This window comes from Methylobacterium sp. E-005 (assembly GCF_022829725.1).
Lineage (GTDB): Bacteria > Pseudomonadota > Alphaproteobacteria > Rhizobiales > Beijerinckiaceae > Methylobacterium.
Genome location: NZ_JAKSYG010000238.1, coordinates 1 through 20,929 on the forward strand (window position 1 = coordinate 1; position 20,929 = coordinate 20,929).

At 68.5% G+C, this 20,929-nt stretch carries 21 protein-coding genes; 15 read left to right on the forward strand and 6 right to left on the reverse strand.

Annotation, left to right across the window (positions count from 1 at the left end):
- Positions 1-442: 442 nt before the first annotated feature.
- Positions 443-727, reverse strand: a complete 285-nt coding sequence (locus MKK88_RS28665; RefSeq protein ID WP_244005908.1) for a hypothetical protein — start codon at positions 725-727, stop codon at positions 443-445.
- Positions 728-832: 105 nt separating this feature from the next.
- Here MKK88_RS28665 and MKK88_RS28670 point away from each other — a divergent pair, with 105 nt between their 5' ends.
- Positions 833-1,171 carry a hypothetical protein gene (locus MKK88_RS28670; RefSeq protein ID WP_244005910.1) on the forward strand — a complete coding sequence of 113 codons (339 nt, stop codon included), beginning with the start codon at positions 833-835 and terminating at the stop codon, positions 1,169-1,171.
- Between the two features lie 17 nt (positions 1,172-1,188).
- Here the strand turns inward: MKK88_RS28670 and MKK88_RS28675 are convergent, their stop codons facing one another.
- Entirely contained in the window at positions 1,189-2,223 is a 1,035-nt protein-coding gene (locus tag MKK88_RS28675; RefSeq protein ID WP_244005912.1) for a P1 family peptidase, read from the reverse strand.
- A 110-nt stretch (positions 2,224-2,333) separates the two neighbouring features.
- On the opposite strand from MKK88_RS28675, the gene MKK88_RS28680 reads away from it, so the two are divergent.
- Positions 2,334-3,203: an NAD(P)-dependent oxidoreductase gene (locus tag MKK88_RS28680; RefSeq protein WP_244005915.1), complete on the forward strand. Its 870-nt coding sequence runs from the start codon at positions 2,334-2,336 to the stop codon at positions 3,201-3,203.
- Between the two features lie 96 nt (positions 3,204-3,299).
- A complete protein-coding gene (locus tag MKK88_RS28685) occupies positions 3,300-5,018 on the forward strand; it encodes a methyl-accepting chemotaxis protein (protein WP_244005917.1) in 1,719 nt (572 codons plus the stop codon).
- Positions 5,019-5,381: 363 nt separating this feature from the next.
- On the opposite strand, the gene MKK88_RS28690 is transcribed toward MKK88_RS28685, so the two are convergent.
- A complete protein-coding gene (locus MKK88_RS28690; RefSeq protein ID WP_244005919.1) occupies positions 5,382-6,242 on the reverse strand; it encodes a S49 family peptidase in 861 nt (286 codons plus the stop codon).
- A gap of 215 nt (positions 6,243-6,457) precedes the next feature.
- On the opposite strand from MKK88_RS28690, the gene MKK88_RS28695 reads away from it, so the two are divergent.
- From MKK88_RS28695 to MKK88_RS28720, 6 genes are all read left to right on the forward strand, one after another.
- Positions 6,458-6,808: a hypothetical protein gene (locus MKK88_RS28695; RefSeq protein ID WP_244005921.1), complete on the forward strand. Its 351-nt coding sequence runs from the start codon at positions 6,458-6,460 to the stop codon at positions 6,806-6,808.
- Positions 6,809-6,998: 190 nt separating this feature from the next.
- Positions 6,999-9,746 carry a DNA gyrase subunit A gene (gene gyrA, locus MKK88_RS28700; RefSeq protein ID WP_244005923.1) on the forward strand — a complete coding sequence of 916 codons (2,748 nt, stop codon included), beginning with the start codon at positions 6,999-7,001 and terminating at the stop codon, positions 9,744-9,746.
- Positions 9,747-9,795: 49 nt separating this feature from the next.
- Complete coding sequence (gene coaD, locus MKK88_RS28705) at positions 9,796-10,299, forward strand: pantetheine-phosphate adenylyltransferase (RefSeq protein ID WP_244005925.1); 504 nt, start codon at positions 9,796-9,798, stop codon at positions 10,297-10,299.
- Positions 10,300-10,317: 18 nt separating this feature from the next.
- The gene (locus MKK88_RS28710; RefSeq protein ID WP_244005927.1) at positions 10,318-10,866 is read left to right on the forward strand and encodes a peptidylprolyl isomerase; all 549 of its coding nucleotides are present in this window, start codon (positions 10,318-10,320) and stop codon (positions 10,864-10,866) included.
- Between the two features lie 7 nt (positions 10,867-10,873).
- Positions 10,874-11,371: a hypothetical protein gene (locus MKK88_RS28715; RefSeq protein WP_244005929.1), complete on the forward strand. Its 498-nt coding sequence runs from the start codon at positions 10,874-10,876 to the stop codon at positions 11,369-11,371.
- 78 nt (positions 11,372-11,449) lie between these two features.
- Positions 11,450-11,908 carry a peptidylprolyl isomerase gene (locus MKK88_RS28720; protein ID WP_244005931.1) on the forward strand — a complete coding sequence of 153 codons (459 nt, stop codon included), beginning with the start codon at positions 11,450-11,452 and terminating at the stop codon, positions 11,906-11,908.
- A gap of 133 nt (positions 11,909-12,041) precedes the next feature.
- Here MKK88_RS28720 and mobA read toward each other — a convergent pair whose 3' ends face one another.
- Together mobA and apbC are read right to left on the reverse strand one after the other, a co-directional pair.
- Complete coding sequence (gene mobA, locus MKK88_RS28725) at positions 12,042-12,644, reverse strand: molybdenum cofactor guanylyltransferase MobA (RefSeq protein WP_244005932.1); 603 nt, start codon at positions 12,642-12,644, stop codon at positions 12,042-12,044.
- Between the two features lie 4 nt (positions 12,645-12,648).
- Complete coding sequence (gene apbC, locus MKK88_RS28730) at positions 12,649-13,797, reverse strand: iron-sulfur cluster carrier protein ApbC (protein WP_244005934.1); 1,149 nt, start codon at positions 13,795-13,797, stop codon at positions 12,649-12,651.
- Between the two features lie 168 nt (positions 13,798-13,965).
- Between apbC and MKK88_RS28735 the strand changes: the two genes are divergently transcribed.
- Positions 13,966-14,283, forward strand: coding sequence for a DUF1778 domain-containing protein (locus MKK88_RS28735; protein WP_244005936.1), 318 nt, complete (start codon positions 13,966-13,968; stop codon positions 14,281-14,283).
- Complete coding sequence (locus MKK88_RS28740) at positions 14,280-14,804, forward strand: GNAT family N-acetyltransferase (RefSeq protein WP_244005956.1); 525 nt, start codon at positions 14,280-14,282, stop codon at positions 14,802-14,804. Before MKK88_RS28735 ends, MKK88_RS28740 begins: the two co-directional genes overlap by 4 nt.
- An 11-nt stretch (positions 14,805-14,815) precedes the next feature.
- Here the strand turns inward: MKK88_RS28740 and MKK88_RS28745 are convergent, their stop codons facing one another.
- Positions 14,816-15,106: a hypothetical protein gene (locus tag MKK88_RS28745; RefSeq protein ID WP_409566726.1), complete on the reverse strand. Its 291-nt coding sequence runs from the start codon at positions 15,104-15,106 to the stop codon at positions 14,816-14,818.
- Positions 15,107-15,253: 147 nt separating this feature from the next.
- Here MKK88_RS28745 and MKK88_RS28750 point away from each other — a divergent pair, with 147 nt between their 5' ends.
- The 4 genes from MKK88_RS28750 to MKK88_RS28765 all read left to right on the forward strand — a co-directional run bounded on the left by MKK88_RS28750 (position 15,254) and on the right by MKK88_RS28765 (position 20,925).
- Positions 15,254-15,757, forward strand: coding sequence for a pyridoxamine 5'-phosphate oxidase family protein (locus tag MKK88_RS28750; RefSeq protein WP_244005960.1), 504 nt, complete (start codon positions 15,254-15,256; stop codon positions 15,755-15,757).
- Positions 15,758-15,879: 122 nt separating this feature from the next.
- Positions 15,880-17,172, forward strand: a complete 1,293-nt coding sequence (gene pncB / locus MKK88_RS28755; protein WP_244005961.1) for a nicotinate phosphoribosyltransferase — start codon at positions 15,880-15,882, stop codon at positions 17,170-17,172.
- 115 nt (positions 17,173-17,287) lie between these two features.
- Positions 17,288-18,742 (forward strand): MmgE/PrpD family protein, encoded by a 1,455-nt coding sequence (locus MKK88_RS28760; protein ID WP_244005963.1) that lies wholly within the window; start codon positions 17,288-17,290, stop codon positions 18,740-18,742.
- Positions 18,743-18,855: 113 nt separating this feature from the next.
- A complete protein-coding gene (locus MKK88_RS28765) occupies positions 18,856-20,925 on the forward strand; it encodes an AI-2E family transporter (protein ID WP_244005965.1) in 2,070 nt (689 codons plus the stop codon).
- Positions 20,926-20,929: the final 4 nt, after the last annotated feature.

The window sequence follows — 20,929 nt, forward strand, 5'->3', positions numbered from 1 at the left end:
TCGCCTGCCCGCCGCCTCAGCCCTCGATGCCGGCGATCCGGCAGGCCATCTTGGATCACCTCAGTCGGCCGCCAGCGCAGCGATGCCCGCACTGTGACGCCGATCTCAACCTGCCACCCTGAAACCAATCTGCCAAAGTAGTGCTAGTAGGCGGCCACGAAATGGCACCTGAAAAGCGCCGTTTCTGGCACTCTCAAGCCAAGCCCGTAAGAAAAATGTCTTATAGCGAGAACTCAATTATTATTTGAATTTTTGTGCGATTTACCGTTAGTATTATCCGACTATAGTACAACTATCAATATTTTGGATTTTACATTGATTTTCCACCTGATTTTCAATAAATCGCCGTCGTCGGGCGACCAGCGATGCTACCTTGATTTATGCTAAAATTCCTATAACCGTGGCGAGAACAGGAGGCCTCGCGATGCGGAACGGAAGAGAATCATTGCAACTGGACAAAATTCGGTATGATCTTGCAGCCGCGAGTGTAGTCGTAAAGCTCAATCGGCTCAGAATAGCTCTTAAATACTTCGATCCAAACCAGCCGCGCGTGCCAGCTGGCCAGCGCGAGGGTGGTCGATGGAGCGGAAATACTTCCGATCCTGATACACATCGCGTGGGAGCCGACACCCAACGCGTTGCAGAGAATTATAGTTTCGGAACGCTTGTCGCGCAGATCCCAAGAAAAATCGGATATGATTGTGTTTACAAATTTGATTTCGGGCACGTCATGGTCGAAGGCATGACAAATCTTGGATGCTCACCTTTCGTGCCATCCGCCGCAGTTAGACATGGCGTCTTGTTGAACGATAATTTCGAAGGACGGTAAGTCATGCAAACAGAGCCATATCTCCCAATTAACTTCACTATTTCGCCAGAGGCATGGGCAGAAATCGCAAACATCCGCCGTCAATGGGATAACAAATTTAGTGATAAATCTGACGTCTTGATGATTGGCTGGGGCAGGACTGTGCTAAATGATGGAAAATCCTGGGGTCACGTGGTCATAAGCTTCTATGGAATCTCAGATAGAGGTAAAATTGAACATGGCATTCAAATACTTTCCGGGCATGAGGTTGTTTTTTTTACGACACCTGAATTTTATGACAAATTTGAGGGTAAGGTAATAAGATTCGAGCCAGATAAGTCGTTCTTCCTGGCGCCGAGCTAATAATACCGGCGCTCAAATCATTTCGTACCTTGTCCTCGAAACACGTCATCCCAAGCCGGCGGCAAGCCCGTCCACGATAAAGGCGCCCCCACCGCCTGCCCCGGCAAACTTGCGGCAGAAAACACCCCGCGTGCCACCGCCCGGGCCAGTACCCGCGCGGCGGCATCACCCAGACGCGCGAGATCCGCCACCGGCTCGGCTAGCGGCACGGCGCCGGTGGCTGCGGCAAACACCAGATCGCCGTCGAGCGGCGTATGGGCCGGCACGAGGGCCCGGGCGAGGCCGTCCTGGGCCGCCACCGCGAGGCGGCGGCACTGGGCCTTGGTCAGGCCTGCGTCGGTCGCCACCACGGCGAGCGTCGTGGCGGCGCCCGGCAGCGCCCGGGCCGGGAAGGCGAGGGCGTCGGCCGGCACCCGGGCCGGTGAGCCCAGGCCGCCGAACTCGTCTCCCTCCTCGAAGGGCGCAGCCCAGAAATGCCGCCCGTCGCCGATCGTCGCGTTGCCGAAGGCGTTCACCGCCACGAGCGCCCCGACCCGGAACCCCGTGCCCGCCACCAGCGCGGAGGCCGAGCCGATCCCGCCCTTGAGCCGCCCGGTGCGCGCGCCGGTCCCGGCCCCCACGGAGCCCAGATCGAAATCCTCGGCGGCCGCCGCGGCAGCCTGGAAGCCGAGTTCGCGGTAGGGCGGGTAGCGGCCCCATGCCTTGTCGCCGCCGTTGAGCAGATCGAACAGGATCGCCCCGGGCACGATCGGCACCCGCATCCCGCCGACGGAGAAGCCGCGTCCGGCCTCGGCGAGCCACGCCGTCACGCCCGCCGCCGCGTCGAGCCCGAAGGCCGAGCCCCCCGACAGCACCAGGGCGTCGATCCGCTCCACGGTGCGCTCGGGATCGAGCAGGTCGGTCTCCCGGGTCCCCGGTCCGCCGCCCCGCACGTCCACCGAGGCGATCACCGGCGCGTCGAACAGGACCGCGGTGACGCCGCTGGCGATCCGCAGATCGCTCGCGTGGCCGACCCGCAGCCCGGGAATATCCGTGATGCAATTGCGCAGCATCGGCGGAGCTTGCCACGCCGGGCGATCGACGCAAATGCCCGCAGGCGCCGCGGACCGCCCAATCGGGTTCTCCGGTTGGTCAAGCGGCAGACCGGATCGAGGAGCACGCCATGGACGTCGGATTCATCGGAATGGGGCGGATGGGCCGGGCCATGGCCGCCAGCCTCGCGCGCGAAGGCCACACGGTCCGCGCCTGGAACCGCTCGCCGGAGGCCGCGAAGGGCATCGCGGGGGTGACGCCGGTGGGCAGCGCCGCGGAGGCCTTCGCGGGCGACGCCGTCATCACCATGCTGGCCGACGACGCGGCGCTCGAGGCCGTGATCGTGGCCGGCGGCCTGCTCGACCGGGCAAAGCGCCCGGGCGTGCATGTCGGCATGAGCACGATCTCGGTGGCCCTGGCGAAGCAGCTCGCGGCCGTCCATGAACGCGCAGGCGTCCCCTACATCTCGGCGCCGGTCTTCGGCCGGCCGGACGTGGCCGAGGCGGGCAAGCTCAACATCGTGGCGGCCGGCGCGACCGACCAAATCGACCGCGCCGCCCCGCTGCTCGACGCCATGGGCGCCAGGACCTGGCGGTTCGGCGCGGATCCGGTGCGGGCGAACGCCGTCAAGCTCGCCGGCAACTTCATGCTGATCTCGGCCATCGAGGCCATGGCGGAGGCCTGCAGCCTGACCGAGGGCCACGGCGTGCCGGGCGCCGACTTCCTCGACCTGATGACCAACACCCTGTTCGCCTCGCCGGTCTACAAGGGCTACGGCGCCTCGATCGCCCAGAACCGCTACGAGCCCCCGGGCTTCATCCTCAAGCTCGGCGCCAAGGACGTGCGGCTCGCCCTCCAGGCCGCCGAGGGCGCGGGCGTGCCGATGCCCTTCGCCAGCGTCCTGCGCGACGGCCTGATCGAGGCGATCAGCCATGGCGATGGCGAGAAGGACCTCGCGGCGCTCGCCCGCGTCGCCGCACGGCGTGCAGGTCAGGGTTGAGCCGAGCATGAATGCTGCAGCCTTAATGCGAAATTTAAGACTCCGTTCAAATAAACGTTACAGTGTCTGGGCGTCTTCAGACGCGGATACCAGCACATGTTTCGACGACTCGTCTCGCTACGCGCGATGTCCCTGTCCACGAAGGTGATCCTCTTGGCGATGCTCGCGGTGTCCCTCACCGCGGGCGCTATCTCGATCACCGTGTCGCGGCAGACGTGGTCGCAGATGGAGGATCGCCAGCGCACCAACGGCGAGCGCAACCTGCGCACGCTCGCCCTGGTTCTGGCCGAGCGCGTTTCGGGCGCGACCACGGAGCTGTCCGGCACCCGGGTCGCCAGGGTCGTCGCGCCGAGCCTGTCGGGCTTCGCGGACGCGGCCGTGGTGGACAACGCCGTCGCCTATTCGGGGGGGACGGCCACGGTCTTCAGCTTCGAGGCCGCGACCGACAGCTTCGTACGCCGCCAGACGACGGTCCGCCGCGAGGACGGCGCCCGCGCGATCGGCACCGCGCTCGCCCCCGACAGCCCGGCCCAGGCCGCCGTGCGCGCCGGCAAGACCTACGAGGGTCCGGCGATGCTGTTCGGGCGCCGCTACTACACGGTCTACCAGCCCACCTTCGATTCCGTCGGGGCGGTGAACGGCCTGCTGTTCGTCGGCCTGCCGATCGAGATGTATTTCGATGCCCACGCGCAGACGATGACGAGCCTCGGCATCGCGGCGCTGATCATCGCGGCGCTGGTCTGCGCGCTCGTAGGCTTCGCGGCGGCGCGCCTGTTCCGGCCCTTCTCTACGATTGCGGCCCGGATCGAGGGTCTGGCGGCCGGCGATCTCGAGACGCCGATCCCCCATGCCGAGCGCGGCAACGAGATCGGCGCGGTGGCCCGGTCGGTCGAGGTGCTGCGCGGGACCGGCCTGCGGACGCGGGAACTCGAAGGCCTGCAGAGCGCCGGCGCCGCCGACGAGGCGCGGCGCCGCGCCAATCTCGACCACGCCATCGAGGCGTTCCGTGGACAGGTCGTCGTGCTGAAGGGCGCGCTCACCGCCAGCACGGGCTCGATGCGCGACCGAGCCGGCGAGATGGCGGCGAGTTCCGCCGAGGCCGAGGGCGCGGTCGCCGAGACCGAGCGGGGCTCGCACGAGACTTCGGCGAGCGTCCAGACCGTGGCGAGCGCCGCCGAGGAGCTCTCCGCCTCGATCAGCGAGATCGGCGGGCAGCTCAATCAGGCCGAGGCCCTGGTGGCGACGGCCAGCGCGGATTCGGACGCGATGAATGCCGAGATCGGCGGCCTCGCCGAGGCCACCGGCCGCATCGGCACCGTGGTCGGCCTGATCCGGCAGATCGCCGAGCAGACCAACCTGCTGGCGCTCAACGCCACGATCGAGGCAGCCCGCGCCGGAACGGCTGGACGCGGCTTCGCCGTGGTGGCCTCCGAGGTGAAGGCGCTCGCCGAGCAGACCGCCAAGGCCACCCAGGAGATCTCCGGCCAGATCGCCGGCGTCCAGAATTCCACCGCGGCCACCGTGGCGGCGATCGGCCGGATGGGCGAGCGGATGCGCGCGGTCAGCATGACCACGGGCGGCATCGCCGCCTCGGTGAGCGCCCAGAGCGCGGCCACCGCCGAGATCTCCCGCAACGTCGCCGAGACGGCTGGCGCCACGGAGGCGATCGCCAGCGGCCTGTCCACGGTGGCGGGCGCCGCCCGGCGCTCCGCCCGGATGGCCGCCACCGTCACCGAGGCGGCCCAGACGGTCGATACCGTGGCGGCCGAGCTGGAGGGCGAGATCGAGCGCTTCCTGGCGCAGGTCGCGGCCTGACGCCTACGTTTCGAAAGGGTGCAGGCGGAAGCGGACCGGCCTGCGCCCTTCCCCCATACGGAGCTTGTGGGGTTCACACATCCGCTTCAACGGGACGGCATCAGGATTGACCGCGGGTCCCCTCTCCCGTGCGGGAGGGGGACAGGGTGAGGGATCAGGTCCCCCCAGTGAAGGCGCAACCTGCCGGCGCGTCGACTCCGTGCCCTATTCTGAGCGTTCTCGTCCCTCACCCCAACCCTTTCCCGCACGGGAGAGGGAGGGCTGTCGCGCCCTGTCGCCAGCGGCAGCGTCCGCCGGCGACGGTGAACATCGTCGGTGCGTGCGACCCGGGCGCGTCGTCTTTCTAAAGCGGCAGCCCGCGCTTCAGAGCCCGAACCGGGCGAAGGCGGCGCGCTCCTCGACGGCCGCCAGCGCGCCTTCGGCAAGGTCGCTGATCCCGCCCGGCGCGCCGCCCCGGCGCAGCAGGCGGGACAGAAACCCGCCCCGCGCCTCGGCAACGAGCCGGAGGTCCACCTTCTCGCCGAAGCGGGCCCGCATCACCGTGCGCACGTCGCCCAGCGCATCGACGAGGCCGAGGGGCAGCGCCTGCCGGCCGGTCCAGACCGCGCCGGTGAACAGGTTTTCGCCCTTCGACAGCGTCGGGCGCCGCGCCGTGACGAGGCCCGTGAACAGGTCCTGCACGTCCGCCTGAATCCGCTTCAGCCGCTCCACGTCCGCCGGGTCCTCCGGGCGGAACGGGTCGAGCATCGACTTGGCCTCGCCCTGGGTGTGCACCCGCCGCTCGACGCCGAGCTTCTCCAACAGACCGTGAAAGCCGAACCCCGCCGAGACCACGCCGATCGAGCCGATGATCGAAGTCGGGTCGGCGACGATCTCGTCGGCCGCGCAGGCGATCATGTAGCCGCCCGAGGCCGCGACATCCTCCACGAAGGCGATCACCGGCAGGCTCTTCTCCGCGGCCAGCGCCCGGATCCGGCGGTGAATCAGGTGCGACTGCGCGGGCGAGCCCCCCGGCGAGTTGATCACGAGGGCCACCGCCTTGACCCCAGGCATCCCGAAGGCCCGCTCCAGGCTGCCAGCCACACCGCCGATCGAGAGACCCGGGCGGATCGGTGAGACCGCTCCGATCGTCCCCGAGAGTCGGACTACGGCGACCCGCGGGCGGCGGTCGCGGAAGCGGCGCGGCAGGAGGGTGCGGAGGGAATCGGACAACGCGAACGCCATGGGATCTTACGCGGCTCGTCTGGAGATCGAAGAGGGAACGGCCCGGCTGGGTCTACCGGAAACTGGGCGTTCCTTAACCCCAAGCAAGGGTGGTGCGTCTGCGCAGTCTCGCGGACCGAACCGTTTGCCGACCTTGGCCGTTCCTGCGCGTGGTGCAGCTGTCGCACCGACCCGGATCCGCAGGGCTATCCGGGCGCCAACACGGGAGAGAGACGATGCGACCCTGGCCTATCCTGGTCCTCCTGGCCGCGCTGATCGGCGGGTTGGCGGGCGCGCCCGCCCGCGCGGCGCCCCTTCCGGTCCCCGTGACCGCCGAGGCCGCGGCGCCCGCCCCCGTGGTGCAGCTCGCCCGCTGGCACTACCGGCGCCATTGGCACCGGCGTCATCACTACCGGCGCCACTGGCACCACCGCCGCCATCACTGGCACCACCGTCACCACGGGTACCGCCACCACTACGGACACCGGCACTTCGCGCGCCGGCACTTCGGGCACCGCCACCACGCGGCGCGGCCCTATGCGTCCCACGGCCGTCCGGCGGGCCAGCGGCGTCTCACGTTCTACTGAGCCGAGCGACCCGCGGCCCTGCCTTTTCCGGCCGGGTCGCGGGCCAGTCGGCGCGCTTGCGAACGGCCTCGGAAAACCTTATTTAACCGTCTGATATCACTGCTCTTCCGAGAGGCCGTTCCGGCGCATCGCGCGCCAGCCTGGAGCGGCCGAGAGCACCGCCCGTCCGGGCTTCAGAACGGAAACCGACTTGGCCGAGAACGATCCGACTGGCGCAGCCCCGCCCGCCAGCGACATCCGCCCCGTCTCCATCACCGACGAGATGCGCCGCTCCTACCTCGATTACGCGATGAGCGTGATCGTGAGCCGGGCGCTTCCCGACGCGCGCGACGGGCTCAAGCCGGTGCACCGGCGCATCCTCTATTCCGCCTTCGAGTCGGGCCATCTGCCCGAGCGGAAATACGTCAAGTCGGCGCGCATCGTCGGCGACGTGATCGGTCTCTACCACCCGCACGGCGACCAATCGATCTACGACGCCTTGGTGCGGATGGCGCAGGACTTCTCCATGCGCCTGATGCTCATCGACGGGCAGGGCAATTTCGGCTCGGTGGACGGCGATCCGCCGGCCGCCATGCGCTACACCGAATCGCGGCTGGCCAAGCCCGCCACGGCGCTGCTCGCCGACATCGACAAGAACACCGTCGATTTCCAGCCGAACTACGACGAATCGCGCGAGGAGCCGAAGGTTCTTCCGGCCCGGTTCCCGAACCTCCTGGCCAACGGCGCCGGCGGCATCGCGGTCGGCATGGCGACCAACATCCCGCCGCACAATCTGGGCGAGCTGATCGACGCCTGCGTGGCGCTGATCGATGATCCGGGCCTGACCATCGAGCAGCTCACCGAGATCGTCCCCGGCCCGGACTTCCCGACCGGCGGCCGGATCCTCGGCCGCGCCGGCACCCGGCAGGCCTACGCCACCGGCCGCGGCTCGGTGATCATGCGGGCCACCTCCCATGTCGAGGAGTTGCGCAAGGAGCGCGAGGCGCTGATCTTCACCGAGATCCCCTATCAGGTGAACAAGGCAACCTTGGTCGAGAAGATCGCCGAGCTGGTGAAGGAGAAGCGCGTCGAGGGCATCTCCGACCTGCGCGACGAATCCGACCGGACCGGCATGCGCATCGTCGTCGAGATCAAGCGCGACGCCATGGCGGATGTGGTGCTGAACCAGCTCTACAGGTTCACGCCGCTGCAATCCTCCTTCGGTTGCAACATGGTGGCGCTGAACGGCGGCCGCCCCGAATTGATGAACCTGAAGGACCTGCTCGAGGCCTTCGTCGACTTCCGCGAGGAGGTCGTCTCCCGCCGGACCAAGTTCCTCCTCGGCAAGGCCCGCGAACGCGCCCACGTCTTGTGCGGCCTCGCCATCGCGGTCGCCAATATCGACGAGGTGATCCGCCTGATCCGGACCTCGCCGGACCCGAACACGGCCCGCGAGGCCCTGATGGCCCGTGACTGGCCGGCCCACGACATCGCGCCGCTGATCGCCCTGGTCGATGACCCGCGCCACCGGGTCGCCGAGGACGGGACCTACCGCCTGTCCGAGACCCAGGCCCGCGCCATCCTCGACCTGCGCCTGCAGCGCCTCACGGCACTCGGTCGCGACGAGGTCGGCGACGAGCTGAAGACGCTGGCCGACGAGATTGCCGACTATCTCGACATCCTGCGCTCGCGGGTGCGCATCCAGACCATCGTGAAGCAGGAGCTGATCGAGGTCCGCGAGCAATTCGCCACCCCGCGCAAGACCGAGATCGTCGATTACGACGGCAGCGTCGACGACGAGGATCTGATCGCCCGCGAGGACATGGTGGTGACCGTGTCGCATGCCGGCTACGTCAAGCGCGTGCCGCTCTCGACCTACCGGGCCCAGCGCCGCGGGGGCAAGGGCCGCTCCGGCATGGCGACCCGCGACGAGGATTTCGTCACCCGCCTGTTCGTGGCCAACACCCACACGCCGGTGCTGTTCTTCTCCAGCCAGGGCCAGGCTTACAAGGAGAAGGTCTGGCGCCTGCCGATGGCCGCGCCGAACGCCCGGGGCAAGGCGCTGGTCAACATCCTGCAATTGCAGGACACCTCCGAGCGCATCACCACGATCATGCCACTGCCGGAGGACGAGGCGTCCTGGGAGACGCTGGACGTGATGTTCGCAACGGCCAGCGGCAATGTCCGGCGCAACAAGCTGTCGGACTTCACCACGGTCAATCGCAACGGCAAGATCGCCATGAAGCTCGATCCGGGCGACCACATCGTCCATGTCGAGATCTGCCGGCCGGACCAGAACGTGCTGCTGACCACGGCTCTGGGCCAGTGCATCCGCTTCCCCGTGGAGGATGTGCGCGTGTTCAAGGGCCGCGACTCGACCGGTGTGCGCGGCATCCAGCTCGCCAAGGACGACAAGGTCATTTCGATGACCATCCTGAACGCCTTCGACGCCACGGCCGAGGAGCGCGCCGGCTACCTGAAGATGCGCCGCGCCGTGACCGGCGAGGCGGAGGAAAATGGCGACGCGGAGGCCGAGGACGGCGCCGAGGCGGCGGCGATCTCGCTCGACCGCTACAACGAGATGGGCGGGGCCGAGCAATACGTGCTCACCCTGTCGGAGCGGGGCTACGGCAAGCGCTCCTCGTCCTTCGAGTACCGGACTTCGGGACGCGGCGGAAAGGGCATCACGGCGATGCGGGTCAATGCCCGCAACGGCAGCCTCGTGGCGTCCTTCCCCGTGGAGGCCTCGGACCAGATCATGCTGGTCACCGATGGCGGACAGCTGATCCGCGTCCCGGTGGACGACATCCGCATCGTCGGCCGTGCCTCGCAGGGCGTGACGGTGTTCAACACCGCCAAGGACGAGAAGGTCGTCTCGGTGGAGCACATCGAGGGCGAGGACGAGGGCGCCGCCGAGGGGGGCGCGGAAGGGCCCCCGGAGGGCGGCGAGGAGGCCTGAGGCCTCAGCCGGTTCCGTCCGGCGCGAAAATGCTCTAGGTCGGGGCGCGATGACCCGCACTGCCCTCTACGCCGGCTCGTTCGATCCGGTCACGAACGGCCATCTCGACGTGGTCCGCCAAGCCTGCCGGCTGGTGGACCGCCTTGTGATTGCCATCGGCGTCCATCCCGGCAAGGCGCCGCTGTTCTCCGCCGAGGAACGCGCAGCGCTCCTCACCGAGACCTGCGGGCCGGTGGCGGCGGAGGAGGGGGCATCCCTGGAGATCGTCACCTTCGACGACCTCGCGGTCTCGGCCGCCCGGCGCTGCGGCGCCGCGATCTTCATCCGCGGCCTGCGCGACGGCACGGATCTCGACTACGAGATGCAGCTCGCCGGGATGAACGGCGCCATGGCGCCGGAGGTGCAGACCGTGTTCCTGCCCGCCTCAATCCAGGCACGCCCGATCACCGCGACGCTGGTGCGCCAGATCGCCGGCATGGGCGGGGATGTCTCGCCCTTCGTGCCCGCTTCCGTCGCGGCGCGCCTGCGGCAGCGCTTCGCCGCCCATTCCTGATCACCTGAAAGGACTTCGATGAACCGACGCCACGCCCTCCTCGCGCTCGCCCTCACGCTCGGCACCGCCAATGTGGCCCAGGCCGCCGACGCCAACACGGTCTATCTTCAGACCAAGGATGGCCGGATCACCATCGAGCTGCGGCCGGAACTGGCGCCCAAGCATGTCAAGCAGATCAAGACGCTGGTGTCACAGGGCTTCTACAACGGCCTGAAGTTCCACCGGGTCATCGACGGCTTCATGGCGCAGACCGGTGACCCGAAGGGCAACGGCACCGGCGGCTCTAGCCTGCCCAACATCCCGGCGGAGTTCTCGCAATCGGCCCAGTTCCGCCGCGGCACGGTCGGCATGGCCCGCTCGCAGGATCCGAACTCGGCCAATTCGCAGTTCTTCATCTGCCTCGCCGATGCGCCGAACCTGAACGGCCAGTACACGATCGTGGGCAACGTCACCGACGGGCTCGACGTGCTGGACAAGATCAAGAAGGCTGCCCCCGGCGCGCCGGGCGGCACGGTGCAGGACCCGGACAAGATCGTCAGCATGACGCTGGCCGAGAAGGCCAAGTAGCGGCCGCATGCCGGGCAGGCGTGCCGCCGCGATCCTCCTGTTGACCCTGGGTCCGGCGCATGCCCAGACCTATGAGGGCAGCCCGTTCTACGGCTACGCCTTCGAGCCCGGTGGCGGCTATCCCTTGAGCCTGCCGCAGACGCTGCGCGCCACGATCGTGGTGCCGGTGTCGCGGATGGCGACGAAGCCCGCCGACACCCTGGCCGAACTCTATCCGGCGCTCGCCGCCTGCTGGCAGGTGCCGGCCGGGCTCGGCCGTCCGAGCGCCGGGGCCGACGCCATCGAGATCACCACGCGCTTCGCCCTCCGGCGCGACGGCAGCCTGATCGGCCCGCCGCGCATCACCTACGCGGCGGGCGTCGCGGGCGACCGGCGCGGGACCCTGGTGCGTGGCACGCTCGATGCCCTGGCGCGCTGCACCCCCGCCCACATCACGGCGGGCCTCGGCCGGGCGATCGCGGGCCGCCCGGTGGCGCTGCGCTTCGTCTATCGCCCGCCAGCCTGAGCGCGGGCGACCCCGTTCGGGCGCTGGCCGGATCCGGCGCGCGCCCCTACTTTCTCCTCAACCGGAAGGACTAAAGACATGGCCGACAACGAAACCATCGTGCTTGAGACCACCAAGGGCCGCGTCGTGATCGCGCTGCGCCCCGACCTCGCCCCGGGCCACGTTGAGCGTATCAAGACGCTGGCATCGCAGGGCTTCTACGACGGCGTGCCGTTCCACCGGGTGATCGACGGCTTCATGGCCCAGACGGGCGACCCGACCGGCACCGGCTCGGGCGGCTCCGACCTGCCGGACCTGAAGGCCGAGTTCAACGCCGAGCCGCATGTGCGCGGCACCTGCTCGATGGCGCGGACCAATTTCCCGCACTCGGCGAACTCGCAGTTCTTCATCTGCTTCGACGACGCCCGCTTCCTCGACAAGCAGTACACGGTGTGGGGCAAGGTCGTGGAAGGCATGGATGTGGTCGACACGATCAACAAGGGCGAGCCGCCGCGCTCCCCGGACAAGATCGTGAAGGCGACGGTCGCGGCGGCCTGAGACCGGCCACGGTAAACGGCTTCGGCTCCGCCGTCTGTGCGAGCGGAGCGAAGCAATCCAGTCAGCGCGACATATCCCAATGTCCCGCTGCCCTGGGTCACTTCGCTTCGCTCGTGATGACGGCGGAATTGTATCAGTCTTGGTCGAGCACTTCCGCCGCGGCCAGATCCTCCGGCGCGTTGATGTTGAGGAACGGGTCCAGCCGCTCCACCGGCCACGACGCCACCGCTGCCCCGTGAGACGCGATGAAGGCGCCGACGCGCCGCTCTCCGCGTTCGAGATAATCCCAAAGCGCATGGCGCAGGGCCGTCGGCCAGAGCGCGATCGTGAAGTGCTGCCGCTCCCCCGAGGCCGCGAGGGCGATACTGGTTTCCGATGCGACAGCGTGGAGCCGCGCCACCAAATCGTCCGGAAGGAACGGCGCGTCCCCCGACACGCTGACCACGCGCCCGATGCCAAGAGCCGCGGCATACTCAAGCCCGGCGAGGATCCCAGCCAGCGGCCCCGGCTGATCCGGTAGCGGATCCGGCAGGATCGGCCCCGGAAACCCGGAGAACCGCGCCGGGTCGCCGTTGGCGCTCAGCGCCAGCCCGGCCCCGCATTGCGGTCCGAGCCTTTCGACCACCCGCTCCAGCAGGGTCCGGCCGCCGAGCCGCAGCAGGGGCTTGTCGCCCCCGCCCATCCGCCGCGCCTGCCCGCCGGCCAGGATCAGGCCCAGGACCGGCGACGGCGCCATGGCCTTACTCGAACACGATCTTCGGCGCCGTCCGCCCGGCCGGCGCGCCGGACAGGTTCGCCCAGAGCTGGGCGGCGATGTCGCGATAGACCTTGGCGTGCGGTCCATCCGGATCGGTCGCCACCACGGGCTGGCCATTATCCGAGGTCTCGCGGATCGTCATGTCGAGCGGCACCTCGCCGAGGAACGGCACGCCGAGGCGCTGCGCCTCGATCCGCGCGCCGCCATGCCCGAAGATGTGCGAGACGTGGCCGCAATTCGGGCAGACGAAGGTCGCCATGTTCTCGATCACGCCGAGGATCGGCACAGCGACCTTCTTGAACATGGTCACGCCGCGCCGCGCGTCGATCAGCGCGAGGTCCTGCGGTGTCGAGACGATCACGGCACCCGAGAGCGGCGTCGCCTGCGCCATGGTGAGCTGCGCGTCGCCAGTGCCGGGCGGCATGTCGACGAGGAGCACATCGAGCTCGCCCCAGAGCACGTCGCGCAGCATCTGGGTGATCGCCGATTGCACCATCGGGCCGCGCCAGATCATCGCCGTCTCGGGCTCGATCAGGAAGCCGATCGACATGACCTTGAGCCCGTAGCCGACCATCGGCTCCATGGCCTTGTTGTCGACGACGGTCGGCTTGCCCGAGAGGCCGAACAGCTTCGGCACGGACGGGCCATAGATGTCGGCGTCGAGGAGGCCGACCTTCAGTCCCTGCGCCTGAAGCGCCAAAGCGAGGTTGCAGGCCGTGGTGGACTTGCCGACGCCGCCCTTGCCGGAGGCGACCGCCACGATGTGGCGCACGCCCGCGATCTGCGGGCCCTGGTTCGGCGGCGCGCCGGGCCGCGGCGGGGCGACCGGCGGCGGGCTCACGGGGCGCGGAGCGGCGCTGCTCTGGGCCGGATGGCTCTGGTTCCGCTCGGAGGTCAGGCTCGCGAAGACCCCTGAGACGCCCGGCATCTGCAGGACGCGGCCCTCGGCCTGGCGCCGCACCGGCTCGAACCGCTCGGCCTCGCTGGGATCGACCAAGATCGAGAACATCACGCGGCTGTTCGGATCGACCACAACCTGGGAGAGCCGGCCCGAGCCGGGCAGGGTGGTGCCGGCGGCATCGACGGTGACGTCGGCGAGCGCCTTCAGCACGTCGTCACGGGTGATCGCCAAAATCGTTCTCCACCGGGGCAAGCAGGTATGCCCGTGCATGTAACCAAGCCGGCCCAGAACACCAGACCCGAACCGCGATTCACATCGGAGGCGGTTGGCAAACGAAGCGACAGCCGCTGGTAAAGGCCGGCTTCTGGCCGTACATTTGGCTGTACGACGGGAGCGGCAATGGCAAACGCGGAACGACAGGATGGCGGGCGGACGCCCAGACGCCGCGGCGAACGGCTTGAAACCCGCATCACGGCCGAACAGAAGGCGTTGATCACACGCGCCGCCGCGCTCGAAGGGCGCAGCCTCACGGATTTTGTCCTGTCCAGCGTCCAGGATGCTGCCAAGCGCACGATCGCTGAGCACGCGATGATCGAGCTGAGTGCGCGGGATTCTCGTGCCTTCGTAGAAGCCTTGCTCCAGCCCCGCGAGCCGAGCCAGCCCATGCGGAAGCGGGTCACCGCTTTCAAGACGCGGATGGGCGACAGCAAACCGTGAGCGGCACGGCGAAGCCGGTCATCACCGTCCTCGACCCGGCGCAGCACGACCGATCCTGCTTCGCCTGCGGCGTCGAGGCGCTGGACCGTTACCTCCGTGTGCAGGCCGGACAGGACGCGCGGCGCCGTGTGGCGGCGCCTTACGTTTTGTTGGAGCCACCGTCGCCTGCGGTGATCGGCTTCTACACGCTCTCGAACACTGCAATCCAGGCGGCCGATCTGCCAGAAGCCCTTGTCAGGAAACTGCCGCGCTATCCCGTGCTGCCCGCGACGCTGCTCGGCCGGTTGGCGGTCGATGAAGGGCGACGCGGTGAGGGTTTCGGTACAATGCTCCTTCTTGACGCGCTGCGGCGCTGCCTCAGAAGTGAGACGGCCTCTCTGGCGGTGATCGTCGATGCGAAGGACGCCGCCGCAGCCCAGTTCTACGAGCAACACGAGTTCCTGCGCTTGCCCGATCTGCCGAACCGGCTCTTCAAGCCAATGGCTGAGATCGAGGCGCTGTTCGGACGGACAGGCTCTTAGCGAACCGATCGCTACTGATCCGGCGGCTTCGCGATCAGATTGCATTCCTCCATCGGCCCCCGCACGACGGTCCCGTCGCCGCGTCGGTACATACCGTGGCGGACGTGCCGGCAGCCGAGGGGACCGCGCAGCCGCTTCACGCGCTCAATATGGACGCTGCCGTAGCGGCGATTGGAAAAGTCGTGGCCCCCGATGCGCACGCCGGGGCCGAACCGTACCTCGGCCCCCGCCGGCAGAACCGAGAGGGTGAGCGCACCGATTGCCAGCAACACGGCGGCCCGCCGCCCCAGCCCTGACGGCATCATCCAAACCTCTATCTCCGCACGCGCAAGCTGAACCAACGGGAGATTGATCCGTTGTCGGGGCACCCTTCCGGCGGGGACCCCTCCGGAGCGCATCCGCGCCCGGCGGGACACACCGCCCGGACCGACGATCAGGAGACAAGATTCATGCATCAGGGCAACCACCGCGACCACGAGGGCGCGAAGAAGCTGTTCGAGCTCATCAAGGACGTGAAGATCGCCATGATGACCACCGTCGATTCCGACGGGACGCTCAACAGCCGCCCGATGTGGAACAACGACGCCGACGAGAACGGCGACCTGTGGTTCTTCACCAAGCTGCACTCGCCCAAGACGGCCGAGATCAGCAAGGACAACCAGATCAACCTCGCCTATTCCGACCCGTCGAGCCAGACCTACGTCTCGGTGGCGGGCAAGGCCGAGATCGTCCGCGACCAGTCGATCATCGACGCCAAGTGGAATGAGAGCCTGAAGACCTGGTTCCCCAACGGCAAGAACGATCCCGAGGTCGCGCTGATCCGCGTCCATCCGGAGAAGGGCGAGTACTGGGACAGCCCGAACAGCACGATGCTGCACCTCTACGGCTACGTGAAGGCCTCGCTCACCGGCGAGAGCCCGAAGACCGAGACCAAGAAGGTCGATCTGGCCTGAGCCTCCGGTTTCAGGTCACGGTGTTTCCGCGGGCGGTCTCCATCGGGGGCCGCCCGTCTTCTTGACGGGGCCGGGCCCGGCATGCGCTCTGCGTCACCAAGGCGCGGCAGGGTCCCAAAAGAATGCTCGATCTGGCCAAGCGGGTCTACGATCATAGCTTCCGCATCGATCCGATCGTGCGGTCGCTGCTGGACACCGATTTCTACAAGCTCCTGATGGCGCAATCGATCCTGCGCCGGCACCCGGACATCCGCGCCACCTTCGGCATCACCAACCGGACGCACCGGATCCGCATCGCCGACGAGGTCGATGCCGAACTCCTGCGGGAGCAGCTCGACCATGCCCGGACGCTGCGCCTCAGCAAGGGCGAGGTCACGTGGCTGCGCGGCAACGTCTTCCGCGGCCAGGGACGGATCCTCGGGCCGGAATTCGTGAGCTGGTTCGAGAACTTCCGGCTCCCCGAATACGAGCTCGCCGTCCATGACGGCCAGTACGAGCTGACCTTCCACGGCCCCTGGGTCGAGACCACGATGTGGGAGGTGCCGGCGCTGGCCATCCTCAACGAGTTGCGGGCGCGGGCTGTGCTGCGCGGCATGGGCAAGCTCGAGCTTCAGGTGCTCTACGCCCGGGCCATGACCCGGGTCTGGGAGAAGATCCAGCGGCTGCAGAAGCTGCCGGACCTGTCGGTGGCGGATTTTGGCACCCGGCGCCGCCATGGCTTCCTCTGGCAGGATTGGTGCGTGCAGGCGATGGCGGAGGGGTTGGACGGGGCGTTCCTCGGCACCTCGAACTGCCTGATCGCCGCCCGGCAGGAGGTCGAGCCGGTGGGCACCAACGCCCACGAGCTGCCGATGGTCTACGCGGCGCTGGCCGAGGACGATGCGGCGCTCGCCGCCGCGCCCTACCGGGTGCTGGCCGACTGGCAGGAGGATTATGGCGGCAACCTGCTGGTCGTCCTGCCCGACGCCTATGGCACCACGGGCTTCCTGGCGAAGGCCCCCGACTGGGTCAGCGACTGGACCGGGATCCGCATCGATTCCAAGGACCCGATCGAGGGCGGCGAGGAGGCGATCCGGTTCTGGCAGGAGCGCGGGCGCGACCCGCGCGAAAAACTCGCGATCTTCTCCGACGGGCTCGACATCGACGAGATCGAGCGCATCCATGCCCGGTTCCACGGGCGGATGCGCATCGGCTACGGCTGGGGCACGCTGCTGACCAACGATTTCCGCGGCCTCATGCCGGGCGGCAAGCTCGATCCGGTCTCGATCGTCTGCAAGGTCACGGAGGCGAACGGACGACCGACCGTGAAGCTCTCCGACAATCCCACGAAGGCGCAGGGGCCGGCCGAGGAGGTCGCCCGCTACCGGCGGGTGTTCGGCGTGGGCGACCAGGAGGCCCTACCCGTGGTGGTGTGAGGTCCGGTGTCAGACCCGCTGTGGTGAAACACGCGGGCTGACGGCCGGCGATTGAATACATTATCATGCCCGGCAATCGGAGCCGTCTTTGGGCGGCCCCGTCCGGGAGAACGCCATGTCGATGAATCGCCGCTCGCTGATCGGGGCCGCTGGGCTCGCCCTGACGACGCCCACCCTGCAGGCCGGACAGGCCGCCGAAGCCGCGAAGCCCGCCGCCAAGCCGGCACCGCCGCCCGTCACGAAGATTCTCGCGCAGTGGATCCTCGGCTCGTCCTACGACACCCTGCCGGAGGCGGTTCGCCGCGAGGGCGTGCGCAGCTTCCTGAACTGGGTCGGCGTGGCGATCGGCGGCTCGCACCACGAGACCGTGGACGTGGCGGTCTCGGCCCTGCAGCCCTTCTCGGGGCCGCCGCAGGCCGGTTTGTTCGGCCGGACCGAGCGGTTCGACATCATGAACGCCGCCTTCATCAACGGCGTGTCGAGCCACATCTTCGATTTTGACGACACCCACCTGAAGACGATCATCCACCCGGCCGGCCCGGTCGCCTCGGCGATCCTGGCCTATGCCGGGATGAAGCCGATCTCCGGCAAGGATTTCCTCGACGCCCTGGTGGTGGGGATCGAGACCGAGTGCCGGATCGGCAACGCCGTCTATCCGAACCACTACGATGCCGGCTGGCACATCACCGGCACCGCGGGCGTGTTCGGATCGGCTGCCGCCGCCGGCAAGCTGATGGGGCTCACCGAGCAGCAGATGGTCTACGCGCTGGGCCTCGCGGCCTCCCAGCCGGTGGGCCTGCGCGAATCGTTCGGTTCCATGAACAAGAGCTTCAACCCGGGCCGGGCCGCCTCCAACGGCCTGTTCGCCGCGATCCTGGCCGCCAAGGGCTTCACCTCGTCGGACGGGATGATCGAGGCCAAGCGCGGCTGGGCCAACACGATCTCTACCAAGCAGGACTGGTCGCAGATCACCGACGGCCTCGGCACCCGCTACGAGGCGCAGCTCAACACCTACAAGCCCTTCGCCTGCGGGATCGTCATGCACCCGACGATCGACGCCGCGATCCAGATCCGCGACGAGGATCACGTCAAGCCGGAGGACATCCGCCAAGTCGCCCTCAAGGTTCATCCGCTGGTGCTGGAACTGACCGGCAAGACCGCGCCCAGGACCGGGCTGGAGGGCAAGTTCAGCATCTACCACGCCGCCGCGGTGGCCTTCGTGGAGGGGGCGGGCGGCGAGAAACAGTTCAGCGACCGGGCGGTGAACGACCCACGCGTGGTGGCGCTCCGCCAGAAGGTGATGCCGGTGGTCACCCCCGGCATCGACCCCGCGCAGGTCGACATGACCGTGACGCTGAACGACGGGCGGACCTTCCACCGCCACATCGAGCACGCGATCGGCAGCGTCGAGAAGCCGATGTCCGACGCGCAGCTCGAGGCCAAATTTACGGACCTCGCCGCGGGCGTGCTGCCGGACGGGCAGGCCAAGCGGGTGATGCAGCTCTGCTGGTCCCTACCCGAGCTGAAGGATGCGGGCGACGTGATGCGGGCCGGCGTGCAGGGGGCGTAAGCGCTCGAAGAAACCTGCGGGATCGTTTTCGGGGGCCATGCCGTTCCCAGAGCGCGCGGCCCCGTCCGACCCCACGGGCGCCCGCCTGTGGCGTTCGGGGCGCGGATCGCGGCATGGCAACGAGAACCCCGGTCGGGGGTGAACCGGCGGCGCGGCTGGGCACGGCTTTGATCCCGCCCCGTCCGACGCGCGTCGCCGCTGCCGAGACCCCTCGGGCCGCGATGGCCTCGCCGGTGGTGGTCGGCGCCACGATCATCGCGGCCCTGTATTTCGGCCGCGATATCTTCATCCCGATCGCGATCGCGCTGCTCCTGTCGTTTGTGCTGACGCCGCTGGTCAACCGCCTGCGGCGGCTGCGGCTGCCGCGGGTGGTGGCGGTCGGCGTCAGCGTCCTCCTGACCCTCGGCATCGTGGCGGCGCTCGCGACCCTGATCGGCATCCAGGCGGCCGATCTCGCTGGGGATGTCCCGCGTTACCGGTCCACGATCGAGCGCAAGATCAACGGCCTGCGCGACTCGCCCGTCGGGCACATCACCGGGTACGTGGCCAATATCGGCCGGGCGCTCCATGATGGCGGCAAGGAAGCAAGCAAGGAGGCGAGTAAGGAGGCCGGCAAAGAGGCGGGCGGCGCGGAAGGACAGGCCGCCTTACCGCCGCGGGCGCCGGACCAGGCTCACCCACAGCAAAAACCCGTGGTGGTCGAGGTGGCCTCGACCCCGCCGGGACCGCTGGAGATGCTCTCCACCGTGCTCGCGCCGGTGATGCATCCGCTCGCCACCGTGGGCATCGTGTTCGTGGTGCTGCTGTTCGTGCTGATGCAGCGGGAGGATCTGCGCGACCGCATGATCCGGCTCGCGGGCTCCAGCGACCTGCATCGCACCACCGTGGCGATGGACGACGCGGCACGCCGGCTGAGTCGCTACTTCGTGGTCCAGCTCGCCCTCAACGCGGCCTTCGGGGTCGTCATCGGCACCGGCCTCTACGTCATCGGGGTGCCGAACCCGGTGCTCTGGGCGATTTTCTCGGCCGTGATGCGCTTCGTGCCCTACCTCGGCGCGGTCCTGTCGGCGATCCTGCCGATGGCGCTCGCCGCCGCGGTCGATCCCGGCTGGAACATGATGATCGCGGTGGCGATCCTGTTCGTCGTGCTGGAGCCGCTCACCGGCCAGGTGTTCGAGCCGATCTTCTACGGCCAGTCGACCGGACTCTCGCCCTTCGCGGTGCTGGTCTCGGCCCTGTTCTGGACCTGGCTGTGGGGTCCCGTCGGCCTGCTGCTGTCGACGCCGCTCACCGTCTGTCTCGTGGTGCTTGGCCGCCACGTGGAGTACCTCGAGTTCCTCGACGTGCTGTTCGGCGACCGGCCGGCGCTGACCCCCGTACAGAACTTCTACCAGCGGATCCTCGCGGGCGATTCCGAGGAGGTGCTGGGCCATGCCGAGCTGATCCTGCAGCAATGCGCGCTCTCGTCCTACTACGATGAGGTTGTCCTCAAGGCGCTCGAACTCGCCGCCCGGGACGCCGCCCGGGGTGTGCTGACCGCCAAGCAGAAAGGGGCGATGCGCACCGCTCTGGGCGAGCTGATCGCGGATCTCGCCGAGCGGAGCGACACGGTCGCGGAGACGGCCGGGCAGGGGGGTGGCGGCGGTGAGAGCGCCTGCAGTCCCCTGCCGATGGGCCCGGCGCCGGACGGCCTCGCGGCGGCCTGGACGCGGCAGGGGGCGGTGCTCTGCATCTCCGGGCGCGGCTTCCTCGACGAGGCCGCCGCCGCCATCCTGGCCCAGATCCTGGAGAAGCGCGGGATCGGCGCCCGCACGGTGCCGTTCGCCGAGGCGTCGGCGGCGCGGATCGGGCGCTTCGAGCCTGGCCCGGCTCAAATGACCTGCGTCGTCTCCCTGGCGCTCGACGGCGAGCCGACCCACCTGCGCCGCCTGATTCGGCGCCTGAGGGCGCGGATGCCCGGCGTTCCGGTCCTGCTCGGCCTCTGGCTCGCCGGGGATGACGCACGTGCCGCGTCCGGCGCGGAGCGATCGGCCGGCGCCGACGCGCAAGCCGCCTCGCTCCGGGCGATGGTGGAGGCCGTCCTGGCCGCCGCGCAGAACCCGGCGATCCCGGAGGCCGAAGCGGCCAGCGATCCACAGACTGGTGGCGCCGCCCAGAACGCGCGCGCCACGGCCGGCGTATGATGCC

Excerpts from the sequence above, each read along its gene's own strand:
- mobA (WP_244005932.1), bottom strand. The coding sequence starts at position 12,644 with ATGGCGCCGTCGCCGGTCCTGGGCCTGATCCTGGCCGGCGGGCAGGCG.
- MKK88_RS28690 (WP_244005919.1), bottom strand. The coding sequence starts at position 6,242 with ATGGCGTTCGCGTTGTCCGATTCCCTCCGCACCCTCCTGCCGCGCCGC.
- MKK88_RS28760 (WP_244005963.1), top strand. The coding sequence starts at position 17,288 with ATGTCGATGAATCGCCGCTCGCTGATCGGGGCCGCTGGGCTCGCCCTG.
- MKK88_RS28715 (WP_244005929.1), top strand. The coding sequence starts at position 10,874 with ATGCCGGGCAGGCGTGCCGCCGCGATCCTCCTGTTGACCCTGGGTCCG.
- MKK88_RS28670 (WP_244005910.1), top strand. The coding sequence starts at position 833 with ATGCAAACAGAGCCATATCTCCCAATTAACTTCACTATTTCGCCAGAG.
- MKK88_RS28745 (WP_409566726.1), bottom strand. The coding sequence starts at position 15,106 with ATGCCGTCAGGGCTGGGGCGGCGGGCCGCCGTGTTGCTGGCAATCGGT.
- coaD (WP_244005925.1), top strand. The coding sequence starts at position 9,796 with ATGACCCGCACTGCCCTCTACGCCGGCTCGTTCGATCCGGTCACGAAC.
- MKK88_RS28675 (WP_244005912.1), bottom strand. The coding sequence starts at position 2,223 with ATGCTGCGCAATTGCATCACGGATATTCCCGGGCTGCGGGTCGGCCAC.
- MKK88_RS28720 (WP_244005931.1), top strand. The coding sequence starts at position 11,450 with ATGGCCGACAACGAAACCATCGTGCTTGAGACCACCAAGGGCCGCGTC.
- MKK88_RS28765 (WP_244005965.1), top strand. The coding sequence starts at position 18,856 with ATGGCAACGAGAACCCCGGTCGGGGGTGAACCGGCGGCGCGGCTGGGC.
- pncB (WP_244005961.1), top strand. The coding sequence starts at position 15,880 with ATGCTCGATCTGGCCAAGCGGGTCTACGATCATAGCTTCCGCATCGAT.
- MKK88_RS28695 (WP_244005921.1), top strand. The coding sequence starts at position 6,458 with ATGCGACCCTGGCCTATCCTGGTCCTCCTGGCCGCGCTGATCGGCGGG.
- MKK88_RS28710 (WP_244005927.1), top strand. The coding sequence starts at position 10,318 with ATGAACCGACGCCACGCCCTCCTCGCGCTCGCCCTCACGCTCGGCACC.
- MKK88_RS28680 (WP_244005915.1), top strand. The coding sequence starts at position 2,334 with ATGGACGTCGGATTCATCGGAATGGGGCGGATGGGCCGGGCCATGGCC.
- MKK88_RS28685 (WP_244005917.1), top strand. The coding sequence starts at position 3,300 with ATGTTTCGACGACTCGTCTCGCTACGCGCGATGTCCCTGTCCACGAAG.
- MKK88_RS28735 (WP_244005936.1), top strand. The coding sequence starts at position 13,966 with ATGGCAAACGCGGAACGACAGGATGGCGGGCGGACGCCCAGACGCCGC.
- MKK88_RS28750 (WP_244005960.1), top strand. The coding sequence starts at position 15,254 with ATGCATCAGGGCAACCACCGCGACCACGAGGGCGCGAAGAAGCTGTTC.